Genomic DNA, 23,010 nt, shown 5'->3' with positions numbered 1-23,010 from the left:
AAAGAAAATCCTGCATCACCTGATGCAGGATTTTCTTTTATAATAAGGGCAGTATCCCTTCAAGATCAGCGAGTAACTGAGCGCCTTCATTGGCGATTAGAAAAGTGTATTTTAAAGAGTTAGGGATAAAGCCAAAGTACTTTTTGAATGCAGAAGTAAAGTGGGTTGAATGTTTATATCCAGTCATTCGTGCGACGTCAGACACACGGTAATCTCCAGTTAAGATAAGCTCTTTGGCGTGTTCCATCTTCTTTTCGGTGATATAGTTCATCACAGTTTTGCCAAAGTATTGCTTAAAATGTGTTTTGAGATATTGTTCGTTCGTACCTACATGTTTGGCCAGTTCGGGGATGGTATAATTTTTTGAAAAATCCCGATGAATAATATTCTTGGCCAGTAGTATTTTATCGTAATGATTCTTATTCGGGATGACTTCATGCCGTTCATTTTCTGCATAGAGCCCTTCGATCTGATGCACTAAAATTTCGATTAATAGGGCTTGTACGCGTAAGCGATTCAAATAACTGTCATGGGTCATGTATTCTAAGGCCTGGGTAATAAGCAAGCGGATTCGATTGTCACTACCTGTTAATAGACCATTTTTAAACCGAAGATTATTTTCTTGAAATTTTACCTTAAAATCGTCCAGGACTTCATCTGACACGAAGAGTGCTATCGCGAGGTTATCCTTATAGATGTTTTTCCACTCCAATATTTCGCCCTTTTTTATAGGATGAATTATATTCTCTCCTCCCCGGATTACATAGGATTGCTGTTTTAGGAAATATGGACAGATGCATGTGTTGTCGGTCGCCGGAAAAAGGATATTCAGAAAGCCATCGATCGGACTGCACAAATGTTGCGAACGACTATCAAAAAGCACGGCATAATGCATATTGAGTGACACGGTCGTCAGCGAAAACGGTGCGGATGCGGTAAGATCCTGCTTTTCTATTTCTGAATTTGAAGTTTTTTTTTCTGATTCCGTCATTTTCTTGTTTAGAATAGTTCTAGATTTGTGGCATCAATATTTTATTTAGACTTGTTCTAAAGACAAAATTAAAGTAATAATCTGAGATAATGAAACAAATTTATCTTGCTGTTCTTTTTCTTTCCCTTTCGATCTGTGCATTTGGTCAATCTTCATTTTCAATAAAGGGTAAAGTACACGAAGAAGAAGGAGCCCCAATATCGCATGTTACCATTAGGATTGACGGTACCTCTCTTATGGCTATCAGTAATGAAGCGGGCTATTATTCGTTTCCAAAGGTACCCAAGGGAAAATATGTATTGTCAATATCTTCCGTAGAAATAGAACCAAAGGCATTACGTCTAAATGTCAATAAAAACTATCCCGAATTACATATCCATGTCAGCACGAAGGGAGATGTCTCTCTTGATGAGGTAAAGGTAACCCGTAATACCGTAAAACGTAAGATCGAAACATCGGGATTTGCCGTGGCTATCATAGAGACAAAAGAAGCTTCATTACGAAATCTGACGACGAATGAGTTATTGGATCGTGCGGTAGGCGTACGGGTTCGCCAGAATGGGGGTGTGGGGTCTCAGGTTGAATATAATCTGAATGGGATGTCAGGAAGTGCAATTGGGTTATTTTTAGATGGAATAGAGGTGTCGACGTATGGATCATCTTTTAATCTGAATAATATTCCTCCAGCGATGATTGAGCGTATTGAGGTATACAAAGGCGTATTACCCTCGCATTTGACAGGAGATTATGTTGGGGGCGCCATCAATGTGGTTCTTAAAAAGGATGTTGCACGTAATAACGCGACAGTTGCACTTTCTTACGGATCATTTAATACCTATAACGCTGACGCAAGCATAAGCCTTCGCGATAAGAAAACAGGTTTGTCTTTCCGGGGGTCGGGCTTCTATACCTACACAGACAATAATTATGAAATGTGGGGTAAATTTGCAAAGTATACGGATCGGAACGGGATTTTGACACGGGACTTTAGAGCGAAGCGTTTTAATAATACCTATAAATCTATCGGTGGACGCTTTGAAGCCGGGTTTACGGATGTCCCTTGGGCGGATCAATTTTTTATAGGGTACAATATCTCTGATACATACAATGAAATACCACACGGGACAACGACCGGACAGCCTTTTGTCGGACGATTTGCAGAATACGACGCGCATGTGTTAAGTTTGAATTATATCAAGCGTGATCTTTTTGTGGAGGGGCTGGCATTAAATATCAATGCAGTGCGAAGCAATCGCGGCACCTACGTTCAAGATACAGTTACCACACTTTATAACTGGGATGGCAAACCAGTGATATTGCATACAGATTATATGATTGAGAACGGCCTAGACCCGATAGTCGTGAAGTCGCCGAACGGAGCCCAGCAAGGCCTGCCTTCGATTGTTCAAGTTGACAGAAAGATAGTCAATACGCGATCAAATTTGGCCTATACCTTAGCCCCCGGGCACCGCATATCGGTAAATCATAAACTGGAAAGGACAGATCGCGACGATACGAATCTGTTGAAGCCGACGAATAAGGATATGGTTACGGTTACCCAGGTGATGAAAAACATTGTATCGGCCAATTATGAAGCCCAGACTTTTTCGGACAGACTCCAAACCAATATACTGATTAAATATACTGCAAACCGTACAAAACAGACAGATCCGCAACCCACATACAATGCTGACGGAAGTTATTTCGTCAACCCTATGACAAAGCATTTTTTTAATGACAACATCGGTTATGGTGCAACCGTCTCGTACAATATTATACCAAAGCTCTTTCTTATTACTTCGATGGAAAATGGCTATATCATGCCTACCGAAGAGCAGATGTATGGACGAACAGAAAACAATATATTACCCAATTTGAACCTGACTCCCGAACAGAATATTAATTATAATGTCGGATTCAGGTTCGGTAGCCTGGATTTTAAGAAACATAAGGTGTCCTTTTACAGCAGTGTGTTTTGGCGGAATGGTAAGGATAAAATTACCCGACAGACCGTTGATAGTATAGTTACCGAAACAGATTTGGATCTTCCCGCGGTGGCCTACGTGAACTTGGGGAAGACACAGTCAAGAGGAATTGAGGCTGAGGTTGTATATGTCTGGGCCAATAAGCTAAATGCAGTAATTAATTTCTCGAAGTTTAATGCTTTGTATAAGCGTAAATACGACGATGCCGGTAAACCGGACGATCGATACAATCTACAGGTTCCGAATGAACCTTATTTCACAATAAATGCCAATGTACAGTATAGGCTTGATAATCTGATCCAACGAAAATCGATCATGAATCTGTATTACAGCACCGGCTTTGTCGGCGCATACGATATTGCCTGGCGTCCATCCGAGCAGGGGTATACACCAACTCAATTTTCCCACGACATCGGTGTGAGCTACCGTTTTCCTTCGAGTAAACTGGTCGCTAGCCTTGACGCCAAAAACATATCGAATGAGGCTTTGTACGACAATTTTGGTGTTCAAAAACCCGGAAGAGGGATTTATTTTAAACTGAATTACACAATAGGTAAATTTTAATAAACAACTATATCATGAGAAAACGTCTTTTATTAAGAGTCGCTCTTTTGGGAGCTATGGTAACATCACTTTCTTTAGGAAGCTGTGATAATGATAACGGATCGGAGCCGGTTATTCCAGAAAACCAAGATACTCGATGGATTACACTAACGGCTGCAATGAAGGGAGTGAATGATGGTGATGGAAATGGGGGAACTTTGGCTTATGCCATCACGCATGATCAGGCGATTGACCCCAGTTTTAATCTTGATATCTTCTCAACGAATAAAGGGTGGAAATTCGATTCTCCGCGCACTTCGCGTATACAAGCTTCTGCAGATGGAAAATTCCTCTACGATATTCAGTATACTGGCGCCGATGGCGGTATTTTTCAAAAATTCAAAGTTAATGGTGAAGGCCGTTTAACCAAAGAAGGAAATGAAGTTAATGCGGCTATCATATTGGGAACAGCTCCCCGTTGGGTGAAATCTGCCGAAGGAGTTGGGGTTGGGGTTACCATAACGGCTGATACAGCTGTTTATTCCGGTAAGTTTCCGACTGCAACTTTTGGATCTATAAAGTCGACCGCAAAAGTGGCAATACTAAACTTAGATAATCCAAGCATTATGAATACGGCGGAGTTTGTTGTTCCATTTACAGCTGAACAACTCGCCGCAGGCTACTCAATCACGCGTATCGATATGCCTATCATTAATCAGGCAAAGAACAAGATATATATTGGCTGTAATATATCGAAGGTGAATCCGGAAGGAACACCGACGCTTGAAAAGCCGAGAGGATCTACTGTAGACGTTGTTACTTGGCCAAGTGATGCAGCAAATATTGTAGGAACAGTAACGATTGTGGTCGATTATCCTTCGTTGAAAAACCCTAAATTGATTTGGTCTGCTAAAAGTAAGTATGGAAATAACGGTTATAGAACGATGATGCAGCATATCGGTGATGATGGGCATGTGTATCAAGCGACAGGTGTAAACACAACTGGTTATCCACATATATTGCGTATCGACAAGAATACCAACGAATATGATAATACTTATTTGTTTGATTTGTCGAAGGTTTTGGGCGTTACCGGTAATGCAGGGATTAAAGCATGGCGGTATCTGAAAGACGGAAAGGCTTTCGTTATGTACGATCTGGATAAAAAAGGAGGTTATTTAGCACTTGTAGATCTAAAAGCAATGACTGCAACAAAGATCAAAACCGACTACGAAGATCAATTGAATTTTGATCAGCACCAAAGTATAGCTGTCGTTGGGGATTATGTTTACGTACCTCTTACGCCCGTTAGTGAGTCTGGAAATGTGTATGTTGTAAATTGGAAGACAGGACAAACTACCAAAGGAGCTCAATTGGCAAATGGAACCGGACATCGTTTCATTGGTGCATACTAGTCGTCCACCCGAAAATCAATATAAGCAGAAAGTATATCTTTCTGCTTATATTATTTAGACTAAGAATAAATAATATACATTTGCAAAAAGTAAAACATTATGTCTTCATCCACTTGGCCTAAGATTCGTAAATTCTTTAATGACATTCACCTTTGGGGTGGTTTGATTTCTGGTATTATTGTGCTTGTCGTCTGCGCGACAGGAACTGTTTATACCTATAATACCGAACTCCGTGAAGCGGCTATTCCGCATTATTACAGGATAAAGCCAGAAGGGACAAAACTGAATGTAGACACGCTTCTTGCTCACGCTAAATCAGATATTAAAGGGAAGTTGGTTGGGGTGAAGGTTCCATTCGCCTCGGATAAGACTACCTTTGCTTTGTACGCTAAGCCCAAAAAGGAGGAAGAAGGGAAAGAAAATTCGGGAGAAAAAGAAACTACTGAAGCTAAAAAACAAGATGCTAAAGCTTTAGCGGTCAAAGAAGGGCAAGGAAATAAGTCTGAGGAAGGGAAAAAAGAACTTGGTGCCGATGGCGGAAAAGCGAAACCAGCTCCAACAGGAGGGGGACGTGGCCCCCGTGCCAATCAGATGGCCTTGAACCCTTATACAGGGCAGGTGATTGGCGATCCTTCTGATGAGAAGACAAAGACTGCTGCAGTGATGCAAACAATGTTTGGACTGCACAGGTGGTTACTACTGAACGAAGTGGAGAATCCTATTGTTGAAGGTGTCGAAAATAGAAAACTCGGTTCGTGGATTACAGGGTCAGCTACTATCTTGTTTTTGATCGGCGTTATTTCGGGTATGATTATTTGGTTTCCAGTAAAAATGCGCGGATGGAAAAATGGACTTAAAATTAAATGGTCTGCTAGATGGAAACGTATAAATCACGATTTGCATAATACGCTTGGATTTTATAGTTGTATCATCCTTTTTTTGATGGCAGTGACAGGTCCATTTTGGTCTTTCGAATGGTACCGCGCTGGATGGCAAAAGACCTGGGGTACCTATAAATCCCCAGATGCACCTAAAGAAGAGAAACCAAAGTTAATATCAGCTATTCCTACAGATGGAAGTAAGCCCCTGAGTATTGAAGAGACAATCTTAGTGGTGAATAAACTGTTGCCTTATGATGGAGATATTACCATTTATTTTGCGAAAGATAGTACAGGAACAATCTCCATATCTAAAAATCGGATTGGTTTTTTTGCTCCTTCGGCAGGGGATAAACTGACTTTAGACCAATATACCGGTGAAGCGCTAGAGAAAGATGTCTTTAGGGATAAGCCTTTTAATGAGAGAGCTGCTGCGTCTATAAAGGCATTACATATTGGAGATATTTATGGGCCTTTTAGTAAGTTGTTATACTTTATTTCATGCCTCATCGCAACATCTCTTCCTGTGACCGGTACTATTGTATGGATTAATAAAATGAAGAAAAAGAAGAAATAAGTTAGTGTGTTTTAGTAGATAAAGCCCCATCAGAGTATCTGATGGGGCTTTATTTTATTTGTCCCTATTTTGTCCCCCCTTAAAATTTACGAAGGATAGGGTATTATTGTAGTTTTGACTATACATTTATAAGAAGATAGGATTACCATTCCTATGTTAACCTTAAAGTCCTTGACAATTCCAACAAGGGCTTTTTTAATGGATCAAAATTTACTTCTCTTTGTTAATGACTTTATCCAATAGCATTTCAATTATGGCAACTACGATGGCGAAGAGTGCCGCGTTCCAAAATCCAGCGACGTCAAATTTAGATCCCATGATGGAATCGCTTAACATAATCATCAGGATTGTAATGATGAAAGAAACTAAACCAAACGTAAGCCAGTTGAGTGGAAAAGTAAAGAGACGTAATATTCCGCCTACAATAGCGTTTACAAAGCCAATGACTAAACCTGTGACGATGGCCCACCCAAAGCCAGCAACCTGTACCCCAGGAATAACGTACGCTGCAATGGCAACAACTAATCCTGTCAATAAAAGGGAAATAATGAATCTCATAATAGTACCTGTTTTTTGTAGAATGATGTTCAAAATTGGTGCCAAATGACACAATACTTTTGTGTAATTCGTAAGCCTATGATAATCTGTTAACAAGATATTGTTATGCACGCATATAAAAAATGTATTATCTTTAAGATATATTTTTAAACTTAATTAATATGAGACGTTTATTATTTTCTTTTGCAGCGCTATTGTTTACAATCGTATCTTATGCGCAGGGTAAGGATCCTATTGTTGGAATGTGGTTAAATCCAAGTGGAGAGGGGAAGGTAGAAATCTATGAATCGAATGGGAAGTTTTCTGGTAAGCTGTATCTCGTTAAAGATAAGTCAAAAAAAGATACCAAAAATCCCGATGAAAATAAGAGATCCCGCCCTTTAAACGGTGTTGTGATTCTTAACAACTTCACAAAAAAAGGTACTTCTTATGAGGGCGGAGAAATTTATGATCCCAAAAGTGGTAAGACCTATAGTTGTAAAATGAAGCTTAAGGGTGATAATGCTTTAGATATTCGTGGATTCATAGGTATTAGTATGTTTGGACGGTCTGAAACCTGGACACGGACTAAATAATGTAAATTTGATAATATTCAGACAAACGATTTCGTAATGTGGTGTGGTAAAATTCTGCTATCTTTGGGACTAAAATTAAATGTTCTAAGGCCCTAACGCTTTGGATATTTTAAAATTATAACTTTCAGATTTTTTAATTTTTTCATATGTACAAAACGTTAAAGCCAGCATTGGAAAAAGAGTTGGCTGCTATCAAAGAAGCAGGACTTTATAAAGAGGAGCGTATCATTATAACCCCTCAAGGAGCAGATATTAAAGTAAGTACCGGACAAGAGGTCGTCAACTTTTGTGCAAACAATTATTTGGGACTGTCTTCGCACCCAAAGGTTGTCGAAGCGGCAAAGAACGCTGTAGATAAATACGGTTATGGAATGTCTTCGGTGCGTTTTATTTGCGGGACGCAGGATGTACATAAAGAATTGGAAGAGAAATTATCTAAGTTTTTAGGTACAGAGGATACAATCTTGTATGCGGCTGCATTTGACGCTAATGGAGGTGTTTTTGAACCTTTATTTGGGGCTGAGGACGCCATTATTTCAGATGAATTAAACCATGCGTCGATTATTGATGGCGTACGTTTATGTAAAGCGCAACGTTTCCGTTATAAAAATTGTGATATGGCGGATTTGGAAGCTCAATTGCAGGCTGCATCAGGTGCTCGCCATAAAATAATCGTTACAGACGGCGCCTTTTCGATGGATGGATCGGTAGCACCATTGGATAAGATCTGTGACCTAGCGGATAAGTATGAAGCACTTGTAATGATCGATGAGTCTCACTGTTCTGGTTTTATCGGAAAAACGGGAAGAGGTACGCACGAGCTATTTAATGTGATCGATCGTGTTGATATCATTACAGGCACCCTCGGTAAAGCCTTAGGTGGAGCTTCCGGAGGATTTACATCAGGAAGAAAAGAAATTATCGATATGTTGCGTCAGCGTTCTAGACCGTATCTTTTTTCGAACACACTGGCACCTGCAATTACAGGAGCGTCTGTAGCCGTGTTGGATATGTTGAGTGAGACGACAGAGTTGCGCGATAAGTTGGAAGCGAATACGTTATATTTCCGTGAGCAGATGACCGCGGCAGGATTTGATATCAAACCGGGATTTCACCCAATTGTACCAGTTATGCTTTATGATGCAAAGTTGGCGCAAGAATTTGCATCTAAGATGTTGGATGAAGGTATTTATGTGATTGGTTTCTATTACCCTGTTGTACCGCAAGGTAAAGCACGTATTCGGGTGCAGATATCTGCTGGACATGATAGAGCACATTTGGATAAGGCTATCGCAGCCTTTACTAAGGTAGGGAAAGCATTGGGCGTAATTTCGTAAGAAATCAAATTATTTGTTAGCGCTGAAGTCAGGACAAAGTGCCTACTCGAGCTTGATATCTCCCTTCTTTGCTTTATTGACGAAAATAAGTCTTAAGTGTTTGAATGTGAAATCAGAAGGTTAACAAAATAATAATATAAAATACTAAAATTTGAGGTGTAAAATAATTATCTTTGCACCCTGAATTTAAAACAAATTTACTTGCTGGATGCAAAATATTAGAAATATAGCGATTATCGCTCACGTCGATCACGGGAAAACAACGTTAGTTGACAAAATCTTACACTTCACAAATCTATTTAGAGATAATGATGGTACAGGTGATTTAATTCTAGATAACAATGATTTAGAGCGTGAACGCGGTATCACAATCGTTTCAAAAAACGTATCTGTAAAATACAAAGATATTAAAATCAATGTAATTGATACGCCTGGTCACGCCGACTTTGGTGGTGAGGTAGAGCGTGTCTTGAAAATGGCAGATGGTGTTGTATTATTGGTGGATGCTTTTGAAGGACCAATGCCTCAAACACGTTTTGTTACACAAAAAGCTTTGGCGTTAGGTTTAAAACCTATTGTCGTTGTTAATAAAGTGGATAAGGAAAACTGCCGTCCTGAAGAGGTTTATGAAAATGTTTTTGACCTATTCTTTAGCTTAGATGCTACTGAAGAGCAATTGGCATTTCCTGTATTATACGGATCATCTAAACAAGGATGGATGTCTACAGACTGGCAAAAACCATCTGAAGATTTTAGCCCATTGTTAGATGCTATTATTGAGCATATTCCTGCTGCTCCTCAAAATGAAGGTACTCTACAGATGCAAATCACATCTTTAGATTACTCAACTTTCGTAGGACGTATCGCTATCGGACGTATCGCACGTGGAACAATCAAAGAAAATCAACCCATTTCATTGGTGAAACGTGATGGTAAGATTGTCAAATCCCGCGTTAAAGAACTTCAGATATTTGAAGGCCTAGGTAGACTTAAAGTTTCAGAGGTTAAAGCGGGCGATATCTGTGCTGTAGTAGGTATAGATGGCTTTGATATTGGTGATACCATCGCTGATTTCGAAAATCCAGAGCAATTGGAGGTTATTCAAATCGATGAGCCTACAATGAACATGTTGTTTACGATTAATAACTCCCCTTTCTTTGGTAAAGAAGGTAAATTAGTTACTTCTCGTCACATCCATGACCGTTTACAAAAAGAGTTAGAGAAGAATTTGGCTTTGCGTGTAGTTCCTACCGAGTCTCCTGATGCTTGGTTAGTGTACGGACGTGGTATTCTCCATTTGTCTGTATTGATCGAGACAATGCGTCGTGAAGGTTATGAATTGCAGGTAGGACAGCCTCAGGTTATAGTAAAAGAAATTGATGGTAAGAAGTGTGAGCCGATCGAAGTATTGGTTGTTGACGTGCCGGCCGAAGTTTCGGGAAAAGTAATCGAATTGGTAACACAGCGTAAAGGAGAGTTATTGATTATGGAAGCTAAAGGTGAAATGCAACACTTGGAATTTGAAATTCCTTCGCGTGGTATCATCGGCTTGCGTAACAATATATTGACTGCTACGGCTGGTGAAGCTGTAATGGCACATCGTCTGAAGGGTTATGAGCCTTGGAAAGGAACAATTCCTGGACGTTTACATGGTGTATTGATCTCTTTGGATAAAGGTACTACAACGGCTTACTCTATTGATAAGTTACAAGATCGTGGTAAATTCTTCGTTGATCCAGGAGTGGACATTTATGAAGGACAGATCCTAGGAGAGCATATCCGTGATAATGATTTAACAATCAATATCGTTAAGGCTAAACAATTGACAAACATGCGTGCTTCGGGTACAGATGATAACACTCGTATCGCACCTGCAATCAAGTTTTCTTTGGAGGAGTCAATGGAGTATATTCAAGGTGACGAGTATATCGAGGTAACTCCACAGTCTATCCGCTTACGTAAAATCCACTTAACAGAAGGTGAACGTAAAGTGAATAAAAAATCTTAATAACAAAAAAAGGCCGGTCAATTTGACCGGCCTTTTTTTATATAGATAGTTTTTCTTTCTATTTCTGCTTTACGCGCTCCTCTGCTGCAACGTATACATCTTCTTCTGCTTTATAGATTTTGAACTGCACTTCATATTCCTCTGGGACATAAATTACTATAGGTAACTTACCATTGTAACGTGTCATTTCGGGCTGAGCTGAAACAAAAAGATGACGATTAGGAGCCCCAGGACAAGCCATTTGTGTCGACGCTACCTGACCATTGGTTGTAAATACATAATAATCATAGCCCCAACCCTGTAGGTCTTTTTTCTCAAGTTTTCCTTGTAGAGAGAAGTGATTACAGCCATCTACTTCCATCCATTTTCCGACAGTGAATTCTATTTTTTTACTATCGTCGCTTTTGGAATGAGGGACTTCAATAATCATTTTCTTATATCCTTTTTCAGGAGTAGGAAATATATCTGTGCTTTGTTTTAATACAGATTGTGCCATAGTTATCGTCGTTAAACTTAAGAGTCCAAATAAAAGGGTAAAGATTTTAGATAGTTGTTTGTTCATTTTCTGTTGTTTGTTTTAATTAATATCTCTTGTATCTGTACCAAATATGATTCCAAAAAGGGAAAAAGGTTTAATAAACAACTATTTTGTTTTTATCACTTAAGTCTGTTTCAAATTTTCATAATCTTGCGTGAGCTTATCCAATCGCTTTTGAATGGCAATGTCTGTTCGTTGTGGGACGAGTTTGTTTAGGGCATTTTTTTCTACATCGACGTTAGAGGATGATTCAAAGAAATGTATTGTACGCTGATCATGTATTGCCGTGTCATAGGTGTCTCTAGCACTCATTAACTTGACAAAAACAGGTAAGCATTCAAAGAAGATAAATAGCATTGCTATAAAGATAACGGCATACTTTGTAGAGCTTTCTTCTGTCCCGTCCAGATTTTTATGGAGGTTGGCTAAAGCAGCATTTCTGTCGGCAAAACCTGCTACATTCACAGCGCTATCTAAACTTTTTGCCGATAGTATGGATTGATCAAGTAGTCCTTCTTTCTCTTTTCTCGCTAATAGTTGACTCTCTTTGTTTTGGATTCTATTCCTTAGCGTGTCTAAAAGAATCGCTTCTTTTTTTAGATTTTCTTCTTTCATTTTAGCGTAAGGGCCGTAACCTAAGACACCTGATGTTTCGGTTGTTTTGGTGCCAAAGATCTCGTGATTGAGCTGCTGTCTCGCTATTTTTAGCGTTGATTCTAGAGAATCTGCTTGCGCTTTTAAACTTCGCAATTGCCCATACTCGACAAGATACTTGCTTTCAAAAGTTCGGTTTAGCGTATCTATGCTTGCGTGTTGTTGTTTTAAGAATTCGACACGTAGATGTTCTTTTATTTCTTTATCAAAGACTTTAAGCTCTAAGGGACGGGAAATGACTATCCCGATCAAGATAGCAAGGAGAATACGTGGCAATGCCTGTAATAGTTGTTTGAATGTACTTCCTGATTTATCCAGACTCAATACGATATAACGATCGAGATTAAATATGGCTAATCCCCATATCGCTCCAAATAACAAGGCATAAAGTAAGGCAAACTGGGTGCCACTGAACACAAAGTAAAGGGCATAACCTCCTGCTAAACTTGCAAAAAGCCCCGTAAAGAAAATGGTCGCACCGATACTGACGTATTTGCTATGTTCTTCGGGAAATCGAGATAATGTTTCTTTATGAACCCCTGCGCACCACCAAAAAAAATGTTTTAATGTACTCATTCTGTTAAATTTGAGACGGCTGAACCATCTAAGCGCAAAAGTAAGGAGGAGACCTGAATCTTTTTAGATATTTTCGGTGAACATTGGTAAATAAGCGGTGAAGGAAGAATTTGTCATGAAATTTATCTAAGTTTGCATACGCCCCTCCTAAATTATTGGAACGGAAAAAATTAGATGAAAAATAAATAGATTGAAATGAGTAAAAAAAGCTTCATTCCATTTTTAGTTGTTGCCTCTATGTTTGTAGGATGTAATAACGAAGAAAAAATGACGAATTCTGATAACCCATTATTGGCGGCTTACGATACGCCATTTAATGTTCCCCCTTTTGATAAGATAAAAGATGTACATTTTCGCCCTGCTTTTGAAGAGGCTCTAAAAAAGCACAATTTAGAGATCGATAGCATTGTTAATAATACAGAAGAGCCGAACTTTATAAACACGATAGTTGCCTTGGAGAATGCGGGATCCTTATTAGGGAACGTTTCCACGGTATTTTATAATCTGAATTCTGCAAATACAAATGATACTATACAGGCAATCGCTAAGGATCTTGCCCCACTTATCTCGGCACATAGTGATGAGATACAGCTCAATGCTAAGCTGTTTGCTAAGGTCAAGTCAGTGTATGCAAAGAAAGATGCTTTAGGTCTTGATGCAGAGGATAAAAAATTGTTGGAAGAAACTTATAAAGGTTTTGTTCGTTCAGGAGCCAATCTAAGCGATACAGATAAAGAGAAGTTAAAAAAAATTAACGCAGATCTTTCTGTATTGACTACAGAGTATGGTCAAAACTTATTAGCTGAAACCAACGCTTATGAGTTGGTCGTTGACAAAAAGGAAGATTTAGCAGGATTATCGGATGGTCTGATAGCTGCAGCAGCGGATGTAGCTAAGGCGAAAGGTAAAGAGGGGAAATGGGTTTTCACGCTTTCAAACCCTTCTGTAATGCCATTTTTGCAATATGCGGATAACAGAGAATTACGTAAGCAGATTTGGAATGCATACCAATTGCGTGGCAATAATGGTAACGATAATGACAATAAAGAATCTTTGATAAAAATTGCCAATTTACGTTTGGAAAAAGCTAAGCTTTTAGGATATACCTCGCACGCGGCTTATGTTTTAGAAGAATCTATGGCCGCAAACCCAACAAACGTATATAGCTTGTTGAACAAGCTTTGGGGACCTGCTTTAGCGAAAGCTAAGGTCGAAGCTGCTGATATTCAAAAAGAGATTGATGCTGCAAAAGATACTTTCAAAGTTGCGCCTTATGATTGGAGATATTATGCGGAGAAAATCCGTGTAAAACGTTTTGCTCTGAATGAAGAGGAAATCAAGCCTTATTTCAGCTTATCCGCCGTTCGAGAAGGGGCATTTGCTACAGCGACAAAATTATGGGGAATTACATTTGTCGCCTTAAATAATGTGCCTACTTACCATGAGGAAGTTGAAGTCTATGAGGTGAAAGATAAAGATGGTTCACATTTAGGGTTGTTGTATGCAGATTTTTTTCCACGTGATTCAAAACGCGGAGGCGCTTGGATGACTTCATATCGTAGCCAGCAAACGAAAGATTCTAAACGTGTTGCACCTGTGATTTCTATCGTTTGTAATTTTACGAAGCCTGTCGGAGATCAACCGGCATTGCTGACATTTGACGAAGCAACTACTTTATTCCATGAATTTGGACATGCTTTACATGGATTATTCTCTAATGTAAAGTACAAGTCCTTGGCAGGTACATCGGTGTCTCGTGACTTTGTAGAATTGCCTTCACAGATCATGGAAAATTGGGCTGCTGATCCAGAAGTTTTAAAGACCTATGCTAAACATTATAAAACAGGAGAAGCTATACCAGATTCATTGATCGCCAAGATGGACAAGGCCGGCACGTTCGACCAAGGATTTGCTACGACAGAATATGTTTCCGCTTCTTTATTGGATATGAACTACCATGCTACCATATCCCCAATAACGGATAATGCGAACGCTTTTGAGAAAGCGGCAATGGTTAAGATAGGTTTGATAGATGCTATCATCCCTCGTTATAGAAGTACGTATTTTCAGCATATTTTCTCTGGTGGATATTCAGCTGGTTATTATGCCTACATCTGGGCGGAAGTACTAGACTCTGATGCGTATGCCGCTTTTAAAGAGAAAGGGCTTTTTGATCAAGCAACCGCAGAATCTTTCCGTAAAAATATTCTTGAAAGAGGTGGAACGGGAGATCCGGCTGAATTGTATAGAGCCTTTAGAGGAAAAGATCCGGATCCAGTACATTTGATGAAAAAGAGAGGATTGAACTAATTTTAATCCGTCATTAAATAATAGAAAAAGGAGCTGCTTTGACATCAAGCAGCTCCTTTTTCTATTAATATACTACCTTAAGACTTTCGGATCGGTGTAGGAGGATATGATAACGATAAATTATTTTAAAAAAAGTAAAGTATTTGTTGCGAATACAAGATTAAACCTCCTATATTTGCTATTGTTTTTAATGAGTCTAAATAAAAAAATATAGTGGTTAAAAACAAAGAGCGTCATGCAAGAGACGGCAATCTCTGCATGACGCAAAATCTAACATCAGCGGCAACTGATATTAGCTGATCTGTCCTCTGAAAGAGGGAGATCGCCCCCGATACTGTAAAATATGGAAGGAAGTGCAATATAAAAAAAAGCTTGTACTCTTTTCGTAATCGGTTGAATAAAAAAGAAATTAATACTATTCAATATATTATGAAATACTATCCTATCTACCTGTTATTAACGATGTGTTCGTTATTATTTAGTTTATCAGCATCTGCACATGCATTGTGGATCGAATCAGAACCCCTCGCCACGAAGGGAGTTGCACACGAAGTGAAAATTTTTTACGGAGAATATGCTACCCATGAAATTGAATCTCTGGAAAAGTGGTATTCAGACGTTAAAGCCTTCAAGATTATTTTGACGACTCCAAGTCAAAAAAGGATAGAACTAAGCAAGGAAGCTCATACAGATTTTTTTAAATCAACCTTTACTCCCAAAGAAGATGGTGTTTACACATTATCTATTGTACACCCTGCCATGGACTTGGGAGGAACCACTAAATACGAATTTTCTTCTGCAGTTCTCGTTAAGGTAGGACAGCCTAAAGTTCAAACACAGAACTTACCGTTCTATATTCACACAGAGCCTAAAGTATTTGAAGAAGGACAGATTATAGATGCTTTTGTCCTACAAAACGGTAAGCCGTCACCCAATACGGATTTACTGGTCATGAGCCAAGAGGGATGGAGTAAAACGTTGAGAACAGATGATCAGGGTAAAGTAAGTTTTCCTGCTATCTGGAAAGGGAGATATGTACTTGAGGCTTCTCTTAATAAAGATGAATCAGGACAATGGCATAATAAATCTTATAGTAAGGTTTGGCAAGGTACAACATCGAGTATAATCGTACAATAAATGGAAAAGGTAGATATTATTGGCAATAAGTCGGCAAGCTTGCAATAATATCATATCGAAGAAATTCAGCGGCAAATGAATTATAGATGGACTATGCTCCATTTTAGATACTGTAAAAGATAAGAAATGCAAATTTTAAAATACGTCGTCTTGATTTTTATATCTGGATGGATTGGCTGTGGGAACGCTCAGATACAGCGTTTTGAGCTTAATGGAAGAGTTTTGTCTTCTGCGGGGGAGGTTCTTCAAAATGCGACAGTGAGAGTAAATGGCGTTGTGATGTTCACAGACAAGGAGGGAAGTTATAAGGTCAATGACCTAGAAAAGAAGAACATTGATATTGATGTTTCTGCTGTAGGGTATCGGTCTCAGAAACAGTCGTTGGTCCTGAAGAAAACGGTTACCCAAATGAACTTCACCTTGCAACAGGAACAGGCTGACATTGAGACTGTACATGTTCTGGGGCTAAGCAAAGCCCAAGAGGTAAATCGTCAAGCCTACAATGTGACTGCGATAGATGTCACGAAGCTGTATAATACGACATTGGATATTGCCGGTGCTCTAGATCGAGTTGCAGGTGTTCGAGTGAGAGAAAGCGGAGGTTTGGGATCCAACTTTAACCTTTCTATTAATGGTTTTTCAGGAAGTCATGTTCGTTTTTTTCTGGATGGCGTTCCCATGGATAATTTTGGTTCCTCTTTTCAAATTAATAATATTCCAATCAATCTAGCAGAGCGTGTGGAAGTTTATAAGGGGGTTGTACCAGTTTGGCTGGGGTCAGACGCTTTAGGTGGTGCCGTTAATATTGTTACAGGAAGTAGGTTTCATAATTATATGGATGTTTCGTATTCTTATGGCTCTTTTAACACACACAGAACAACAATAAATACCGCTTTTACGAATAAGACAGGTTTAACATTTCAGTTAAATGCTTTTCAAAATTATTCGGACAATAATTATAAAGTAGATATTAATAAAGAAGATAATAGATTGGGGGGCTATTCTCAACCCACCACCGTAAAGCGGTTCAATGACCAATACCATAACGAGACTATAATTGGGAATATTGGTGTAGTGGATAAGCCTTATGCGGATAGATTGATGCTAGGGATCACTTTAGGCAAAAACTATAAAGAAATTCAGACAGGAGCTCGTATGGCGGCGGTTTTTGGAGCTTTGCACCGGAGAGGTACTATCATCATGCCTACCCTAAAATATAGTAAAAGAGATCTGATTAAAGGTTTGGATGTAGTAGTTAATGGGAATATTAATTTAGGGTCAGAACAAACAATTGACACTGTGGCAAAGCGATTCGATTGGTTTGGAGATACGAACGCAGATTTACCTGCGACTTCTGGTGAGCGCGGCAGAACATTGTACAAAAGCAAAAACCATGAAGGGATTGTTACGGGAACATTTACTTTTCGCATCTCTCCAAGACAGCAACTGTCTTTAAATAATGTGTTTACAACATTTAACAGAACGGGATCCGATGAGTTAAACCCTACAAACAATGTCTACGAGCGTCCAAGTAAATCCAGTAAGAATATTCTTGGACTTGGCTATCAATATGCTGTCGAAAATCTGTGGAATCTTAGTGTGTTTGGGAAGATGTTAACCCAAAGGAATGTAATGGATATAAATGACCAAGATAGTAAGAGTAATCTTGGGTACGGACTGGCCGGATCATATTATGTTAATCCAAACTTTCAATTAAAGGCATCTTACGAATTGACCAACCGGTTACCAACTGCCTACGAATTGTTTGGCGATTTAGAGAATCAGGAAGCAAATCCCGGTTTAACACCAGAACGTAGCAATAATTTCAATGTTGGAACGATGTACCAATTTAAAGTAAATTCTGATAATAATTTTTCTCTAAATGCTGGTTTAATCTATCGTTATGCGCACGATTTTATCTACAATCGGTTAAATCAAAATCAAGGAAAAACAATAGCTGATAACAGAGAAGGGGTTAGAACCTTTGGTGCCGATGCCGAGTTAAGATATTCTTATAAGAACTGGTTATCTGCTGGTGTAAATGGGACGTTTCAATATCTGCAGAATATGCAAAAGTACGAAGATGGTTTTACCGATGTAAGTGCCGTCTATTTAGATCAAATGCCCAATATTCCGTATTTGTTTTCTAATGCAGATTTAACGATGACGTTTAACAATATGGGCGCGGCAAACAACAAACTCAACATATCTTATAATACCCTTTACGTTCACGATTACTGGTTGTACTGGCCTAGTAGAGGGGGGCGTTCTGCGACGGATGAAAAGCGAGGGCTTCCAACACAGTTTAGCCATGACGTCAATCTGGTTTATAGCGTCGCTAATGGCCGATATAATATTGGCTTAGAAATGCGAAATATTACAGATACAAAATTGGTAGACAATTTTAGCCTACAAAAGCCGGGTAGAGCATTTTACTTGAACCTCAGGTACTTTATAAATAAAAACCATAAATAGTTAGAAACTGAATTTTAAAAAAATAAATAGTATGAAGATTAAAAATACATTTTTAGCGCTAGGCTTATCAATACTAGCATTTACATCGTGTAAGGACAACAATACTGAACCAGCCAATCCGGGAAATTTTATTGTAGCTGTTACCCCCGTTGCCTCTACGGGTGTTGCCGACTATTTGTTGACAGCTAGTAGTTTAGATACTGGTAAGATATCTACAGCAGGTCAAGGTGTTGAGCAGGACGGTACCTACAGGTACTACGTCACGCATAAAAATCGTTTTTACAGTATGTTGTACGGGCAGGGAAATCCAGGTGCAATTACCATATATGATATTCAAAACGGAGCTTTAACTAAGCGAGCAAATTCCGTAACGGAAACTGTGCAAGCTTTTGCCGGCGTAAACGATGATATCTTAATGACGAAGATTTCAAGAAATATCGCTAATCCGACCATTAGCTGGTACGGTTTTAACACCTTAACATTACAGATCGACAAACAAGGCTCGATTAACTCAGCTGAGTTAGCTGCAAATAACGGTGCCCCTGGAGAACTAGCATTCTTTTCGTGGATTAAGCAGGTGGGTAATAAAGTCTATGCACCCTATTTTTCAGTAAAGGGCTGTTGTAGCGCTACGTTTGGAACAGCCTATCCTGACCAAGCTTGGATAGCCGTTTATTCTTATCCGGAAATGAAGCTGGAAAAGGTAATTAAAGATGACCGTATCAGTTTCATCGGAAGATATTTTACAGACGGACTTGAGTTGACGAGTAGCAGCGAGGCATATGCCTTTTCAAGTGCTGTAGCGACATCCGACGGGACAAAAATGAATTCTACGAAACCTTCAGCAGTTGTTAAGATCAACACCGCGACCGGTGAAATTGATAAATCGTATTTCTTCAATTTTGAGGAAGTGTCTGGAGGATTGAATATTACTACATGGTTATATGTAGGGAATAATAACTTCGTTGTTTATTCGAATGAGAAAGCGGAAAAGGGTGCTTATGCGACAGGAAAAACTATCGGTATAATCAATGTGGTTGACAAGACGTATAAAAAAGTAACTGGACTTCCTTCTGCTCTTGAAGTTAGCTCTTTTACAATGCGTAATAATTACTCGTCAAAAGATGGCCGTACAGGATACATCGGTGTTAATTTGACATCTGGTGTGAGTTATATTTATAAAATCGATGCAACTACTGCCACTGCTACCAAAGGATTGAAAGTAGAGGGCGGAACGATTACCGCGATTGAGCATCTAAATTAATTTGAAAGGATGAGCGTATTATTATAGTATTCTTATTTAGAAATATGTGATAACGAGTTATGTTCTAGAAAACATAGCTCGTTATTACACTTATAACCTGTTCTATGTTTTCATTTGTATTATTACTATCGTTTGCAGCTTTTTACTGTTTTTATCTTTCGTCCAGAAAAGTAAAAATTGTAGTTAATGTGCCTATCAGTGTATACTTAAATCAACATCCCTCCACCGCCAAAGCATTGGGTTATATTTTGCTATTTGTAAGCTGGATTGTATTTGCAAACCTACAAGGATTAGGTGCGGGAACTTTTGCAGCCATTGTTTACTTTATGGCTTTTGGGAGTCTCATAATCCTTCTAACACCTTATGGCTATCTCAATTGGAAGTATATTACGGGTATTGTTCTGCTATGCAGTGTCATTGAATTCTTTGTTTTTTAAAATTAGTATATGCCTGCAAATAAAAAATATCTGAGTAGTCCATTACAGCGATTTTTAAAGATTTCCGCTGGCTTTATCGGTGGATATACTGTGATGCTATCATTTCATCTGCTATTAACACAGATGTTCGACAAAAAGGATATCATCATTACGGCTGCATTTACAGGCTATATCCTGTGGGCCGTATTGTTACTCCTAGCTTTCTTGTCAAAAAATGGATGGAAGGTCTGGATATATTATATAGTCCTCACGGCGGTATTTGCCTTACCATACCTATTTAAACTCTAATTATGAATATTAGAAATTACAATATATATTTTAATACGCATACCATTAGTGGTATCATTATCTGCGCGCTTCTATATGTGATTTTCTTCGCAGGGTCTTTCTCTTTTTTTAGAGACGAGATTGGAGCTTGGCAAAAAGGAACCTCCTACGTGGGGTATAAAAAGGACTTCAAGAACTACGACAAGTTGATTGATTCTTTGGGACAAGAGATGAATTTGAGAGGTCGGGATCTTACTTTTTACATTAATCAGAGCGGAGCCGGAACATACGTGAATGTCTCTGCGTCGAATGACTCCATCCTGAACAAAGAGAACCTCGCCAAAATAAAGCCCGCAGTCGAGAATAAGAAGGCAAAGAGAGGAGGACGTGGAGCTAATACCGATTCGAAGTATTTTAGTTATGATTTTGTGCAGCAAAAATCTGGAGACTACAGTACTAATTATGATATGTCCGAGTTCCTGTACCGATTGCATTTTTTGGCACAGCTGAATGAGGTACCAATACGAGTAGGTATAGCCCCGTTCGGCTATTTCATAGCTGGTTTAACTTCTTTTTTGTTCCTATTTGCATTAATTACCGGATTGTTGCTGCATTGGGACAAAATTGTAAGCAATTTTTTTGTGTATAGACCATTCAATAAATGGAAGACGGTGTGGACGGATATGCATACAGCATTAGGTGTACTTGGGTTTCCTTTTCAATTTTTATATGCTGTGACGGGTGTTTTTTTGATTATCAATTCCGTTCTAGCTATTCCGTTTGGTAAGCTACTCTACGGTGGTGATCAGGACAAGATGTATCAAGATCTTGGGTACTCCAGAGCGGTAAAGTACGAATATGCTTATAAACCTATGGAAAAGGAAGTACGGGTGGCTCATTACCTCAATTTAGCACAGACGAAGTGGCCTGATGCCCAGATGAATCGTGTCTATATCAAAAATTATGCAGATTCTAATATGCATATATTGGTAGAGTTCGAGCCTCACTATAATAAAAGCTTTGCTGGATCCGGTATTATCGACTATCGCGTTAGTGACGATAAAGTTGTTGAAGAAAAATCGCCTATGCAAGGGGCTACATATGTAGATAAGGTGAGAAGCCTCCTTTATCGTCTGCACTTCGGAGATTTTGGTGGCTATCCTGTCAAGACGATTTATTTTGTCTTAGGGATAATGGGCTGTCTTGTGATTCTCTCCGGGATCTTGATCTGGCTTGTAGCACGCAATAAAAATAATGTCATTCCGCGAAAGAGGAAGTTCAATTTATGGATCGCAAATCTATTTATGGCCATATGTCTTGCTATGTTGCCCGTTACAGCATTTACTTTTATAGCTATAAGATTTAGTCCAAGAGTGGATCAGACATTTATCTATAGTACGTATTTCTATAGTTGGCTTGTGCTTATCATTTATTACACGATTCGCAAACAGATCAACAGGACAAATCGCGAAACACTCTTGTTAGGCAGTATATTGGCATTTTGTGTACCGATAGTAAATGGTTTACAAACTGGAAACTGGTTCTGGAATACCTTAATCACACAACGTACAGATATATTTGTGATTGACTTTTTATGGTTTGTAATAGGTGTGATTGGCCTTGTTGGGTACTTTAAATCAAGGAAATTCTTGCAGGCGATTCAGGGATGAAAATAAAGACAGCGAAAAGGTTTTGTGTTACCAGTCTTTTGTTTAGATTTTTGATCTAAATAAAGATGTTGTTTGTGTGTTAGTCTATAACGCTAGGTTCAAGGGGCAATACCGCAATTAGCCAAAGATATTAAGCCCTAGATGTGTGTTTAGTTTTTATCTATTAATAGACGTCTAGGCACAAATTACAGTTTTATAACTATTTCTCTCTCTTCTTTTTATAGACTGTAAATCCCCCGAGCTAGACTTGGGGGATTTTATTTTTCTGTTAATTAGCCCGGATTTAACCCTTTAAAAATAGCCGTATCATGGACTCCGCGGCTATTTTTAAAGTAGTTTAGTTTTCTCTAAATCTTTTCAATACCAGAAAGATATCGATTTATATCCTTTTGCAACTTTTCGTCACTGTATCCTTCTAACTTTTTGATATCTGCATTAAATCTTGGAAGGTCTTTATAATAAAACTGGAAAACATCTTCTGAGAGGCCAATTTCTTTACCTGATTTTATATCGGTATGAAGCCCCCCGTCCTTTATATATACATTTTTATAAAATCGATAAACAGCAGCTCTAAATGCATTCATTTTCTCTGCGCTATTTTCCTTATTGTTTGCTGTATTTTTTTGAATTTCTAAAAGATCATCGACCGAAAGATCTATCATTTTGTCTGATAGGGCTAATTCTTTTAGTTGCCAATTATTATCCGATGAGATCTCCGTTGTCGAAAGGGGTAAAACATTGGGTTCATGCTGGGTGCTATTTTGACACGATGTTAACCCAATAAAAAGGAGTGTTATGCAGATGTAGTTTTTCAT

The 23,010-nt window shown here is 38.8% G+C and carries 18 protein-coding genes; 13 read left to right on the top strand and 5 right to left on the bottom strand.

All coding sequences use genetic code 11. From position 1 onward, the window contains the following. Positions 1-37: 37 nt before the first annotated feature. A complete protein-coding gene (locus tag G7B18_RS10430) occupies positions 38-991 on the bottom strand; it encodes a helix-turn-helix transcriptional regulator (protein WP_164109738.1) in 954 nt (317 codons plus the stop codon). 89 nt (positions 992-1,080) lie between these two features. On the opposite strand from G7B18_RS10430, the gene G7B18_RS10425 reads away from it, so the two are divergent. The 3 genes from G7B18_RS10425 to G7B18_RS10415 all read left to right on the top strand — a co-directional run bounded on the left by G7B18_RS10425 (position 1,081) and on the right by G7B18_RS10415 (position 6,389). After that, a complete protein-coding gene (locus G7B18_RS10425; RefSeq protein WP_164109736.1) occupies positions 1,081-3,540 on the top strand; it encodes a TonB-dependent receptor domain-containing protein in 2,460 nt (819 codons plus the stop codon). A gap of 14 nt (positions 3,541-3,554) precedes the next feature. Further along, on the top strand, positions 3,555-4,934 hold the full coding sequence (locus G7B18_RS10420; protein WP_164109734.1) for a hypothetical protein: 1,380 nt from the start codon (positions 3,555-3,557) through the stop codon (positions 4,932-4,934). 99 nt (positions 4,935-5,033) lie between these two features. Continuing rightward, positions 5,034-6,389, top strand: a complete 1,356-nt coding sequence (locus G7B18_RS10415; protein WP_164109732.1) for a PepSY-associated TM helix domain-containing protein — start codon at positions 5,034-5,036, stop codon at positions 6,387-6,389. A gap of 210 nt (positions 6,390-6,599) precedes the next feature. On the opposite strand, the gene G7B18_RS10410 is transcribed toward G7B18_RS10415, so the two are convergent. Continuing rightward, entirely contained in the window at positions 6,600-6,947 is a 348-nt protein-coding gene (locus G7B18_RS10410) for a phage holin family protein (RefSeq protein ID WP_164109729.1), read from the bottom strand. 161 nt (positions 6,948-7,108) lie between these two features. Here G7B18_RS10410 and G7B18_RS10405 point away from each other — a divergent pair, with 161 nt between their 5' ends. From G7B18_RS10405 to typA, 3 genes are all read left to right on the top strand, one after another. Further along, the gene (locus G7B18_RS10405) at positions 7,109-7,522 is read left to right on the top strand and encodes a DUF2147 domain-containing protein (RefSeq protein ID WP_164109727.1); all 414 of its coding nucleotides are present in this window, start codon (positions 7,109-7,111) and stop codon (positions 7,520-7,522) included. A 146-nt stretch (positions 7,523-7,668) separates the two neighbouring features. Further along, positions 7,669-8,859, top strand: coding sequence for a glycine C-acetyltransferase (gene kbl / locus G7B18_RS10400; protein ID WP_164109725.1), 1,191 nt, complete (start codon positions 7,669-7,671; stop codon positions 8,857-8,859). Positions 8,860-9,067: 208 nt separating this feature from the next. After that, positions 9,068-10,867 (top strand): translational GTPase TypA, encoded by a 1,800-nt coding sequence (typA, locus tag G7B18_RS10395; protein ID WP_164109723.1) that lies wholly within the window; start codon positions 9,068-9,070, stop codon positions 10,865-10,867. A 58-nt stretch (positions 10,868-10,925) separates the two neighbouring features. On the opposite strand, the gene G7B18_RS10390 is transcribed toward typA, so the two are convergent. Both G7B18_RS10390 and G7B18_RS10385 read right to left on the bottom strand, forming a co-directional pair. Further along, positions 10,926-11,429 (bottom strand): ecotin, encoded by a 504-nt coding sequence (locus G7B18_RS10390; RefSeq protein ID WP_164109721.1) that lies wholly within the window; start codon positions 11,427-11,429, stop codon positions 10,926-10,928. A gap of 99 nt (positions 11,430-11,528) precedes the next feature. Next, positions 11,529-12,635, bottom strand: coding sequence for a DUF4407 domain-containing protein (locus G7B18_RS10385; RefSeq protein ID WP_164122504.1), 1,107 nt, complete (start codon positions 12,633-12,635; stop codon positions 11,529-11,531). Between the two features lie 195 nt (positions 12,636-12,830). On the opposite strand from G7B18_RS10385, the gene G7B18_RS10380 reads away from it, so the two are divergent. From G7B18_RS10380 to G7B18_RS10350, 7 genes are all read left to right on the top strand, one after another. Beyond that, positions 12,831-14,945: a M3 family metallopeptidase gene (locus G7B18_RS10380; RefSeq protein ID WP_164122502.1), complete on the top strand. Its 2,115-nt coding sequence runs from the start codon at positions 12,831-12,833 to the stop codon at positions 14,943-14,945. A gap of 429 nt (positions 14,946-15,374) precedes the next feature. After that, on the top strand, positions 15,375-16,082 hold the full coding sequence (locus G7B18_RS10375) for a DUF4198 domain-containing protein (RefSeq protein ID WP_164122500.1): 708 nt from the start codon (positions 15,375-15,377) through the stop codon (positions 16,080-16,082). A 126-nt stretch (positions 16,083-16,208) separates the two neighbouring features. Continuing rightward, positions 16,209-18,557: a TonB-dependent receptor gene (locus G7B18_RS10370; protein WP_164122498.1), complete on the top strand. Its 2,349-nt coding sequence runs from the start codon at positions 16,209-16,211 to the stop codon at positions 18,555-18,557. Between the two features lie 31 nt (positions 18,558-18,588). Beyond that, positions 18,589-19,821, top strand: a complete 1,233-nt coding sequence (locus G7B18_RS10365; protein WP_164122496.1) for a DUF4374 domain-containing protein — start codon at positions 18,589-18,591, stop codon at positions 19,819-19,821. Positions 19,822-19,925: 104 nt separating this feature from the next. Continuing rightward, entirely contained in the window at positions 19,926-20,258 is a 333-nt protein-coding gene (locus tag G7B18_RS10360) for a hypothetical protein (RefSeq protein ID WP_164109709.1), read from the top strand. A gap of 9 nt (positions 20,259-20,267) precedes the next feature. Beyond that, entirely contained in the window at positions 20,268-20,546 is a 279-nt protein-coding gene (locus G7B18_RS10355; protein WP_164109707.1) for a hypothetical protein, read from the top strand. A gap of 2 nt (positions 20,547-20,548) precedes the next feature. Next, a complete protein-coding gene (locus tag G7B18_RS10350) occupies positions 20,549-22,195 on the top strand; it encodes a PepSY-associated TM helix domain-containing protein (protein WP_164109705.1) in 1,647 nt (548 codons plus the stop codon). Positions 22,196-22,542: 347 nt separating this feature from the next. Here G7B18_RS10350 and G7B18_RS10345 read toward each other — a convergent pair whose 3' ends face one another. Beyond that, positions 22,543-23,010, bottom strand: coding sequence for a hypothetical protein (locus tag G7B18_RS10345; protein ID WP_164109704.1), 468 nt, complete (start codon positions 23,008-23,010; stop codon positions 22,543-22,545).

Source organism: Sphingobacterium sp. xlx-130, from assembly GCF_011007405.1.
In the GTDB taxonomy this organism is placed as follows: Bacteria; Bacteroidota; Bacteroidia; order Sphingobacteriales; family Sphingobacteriaceae; genus Sphingobacterium; species Sphingobacterium luzhongxinii.
Note: the sequence above shows the minus strand (reverse complement) of the source record. Positions and strands in the feature narration are given on the sequence as shown.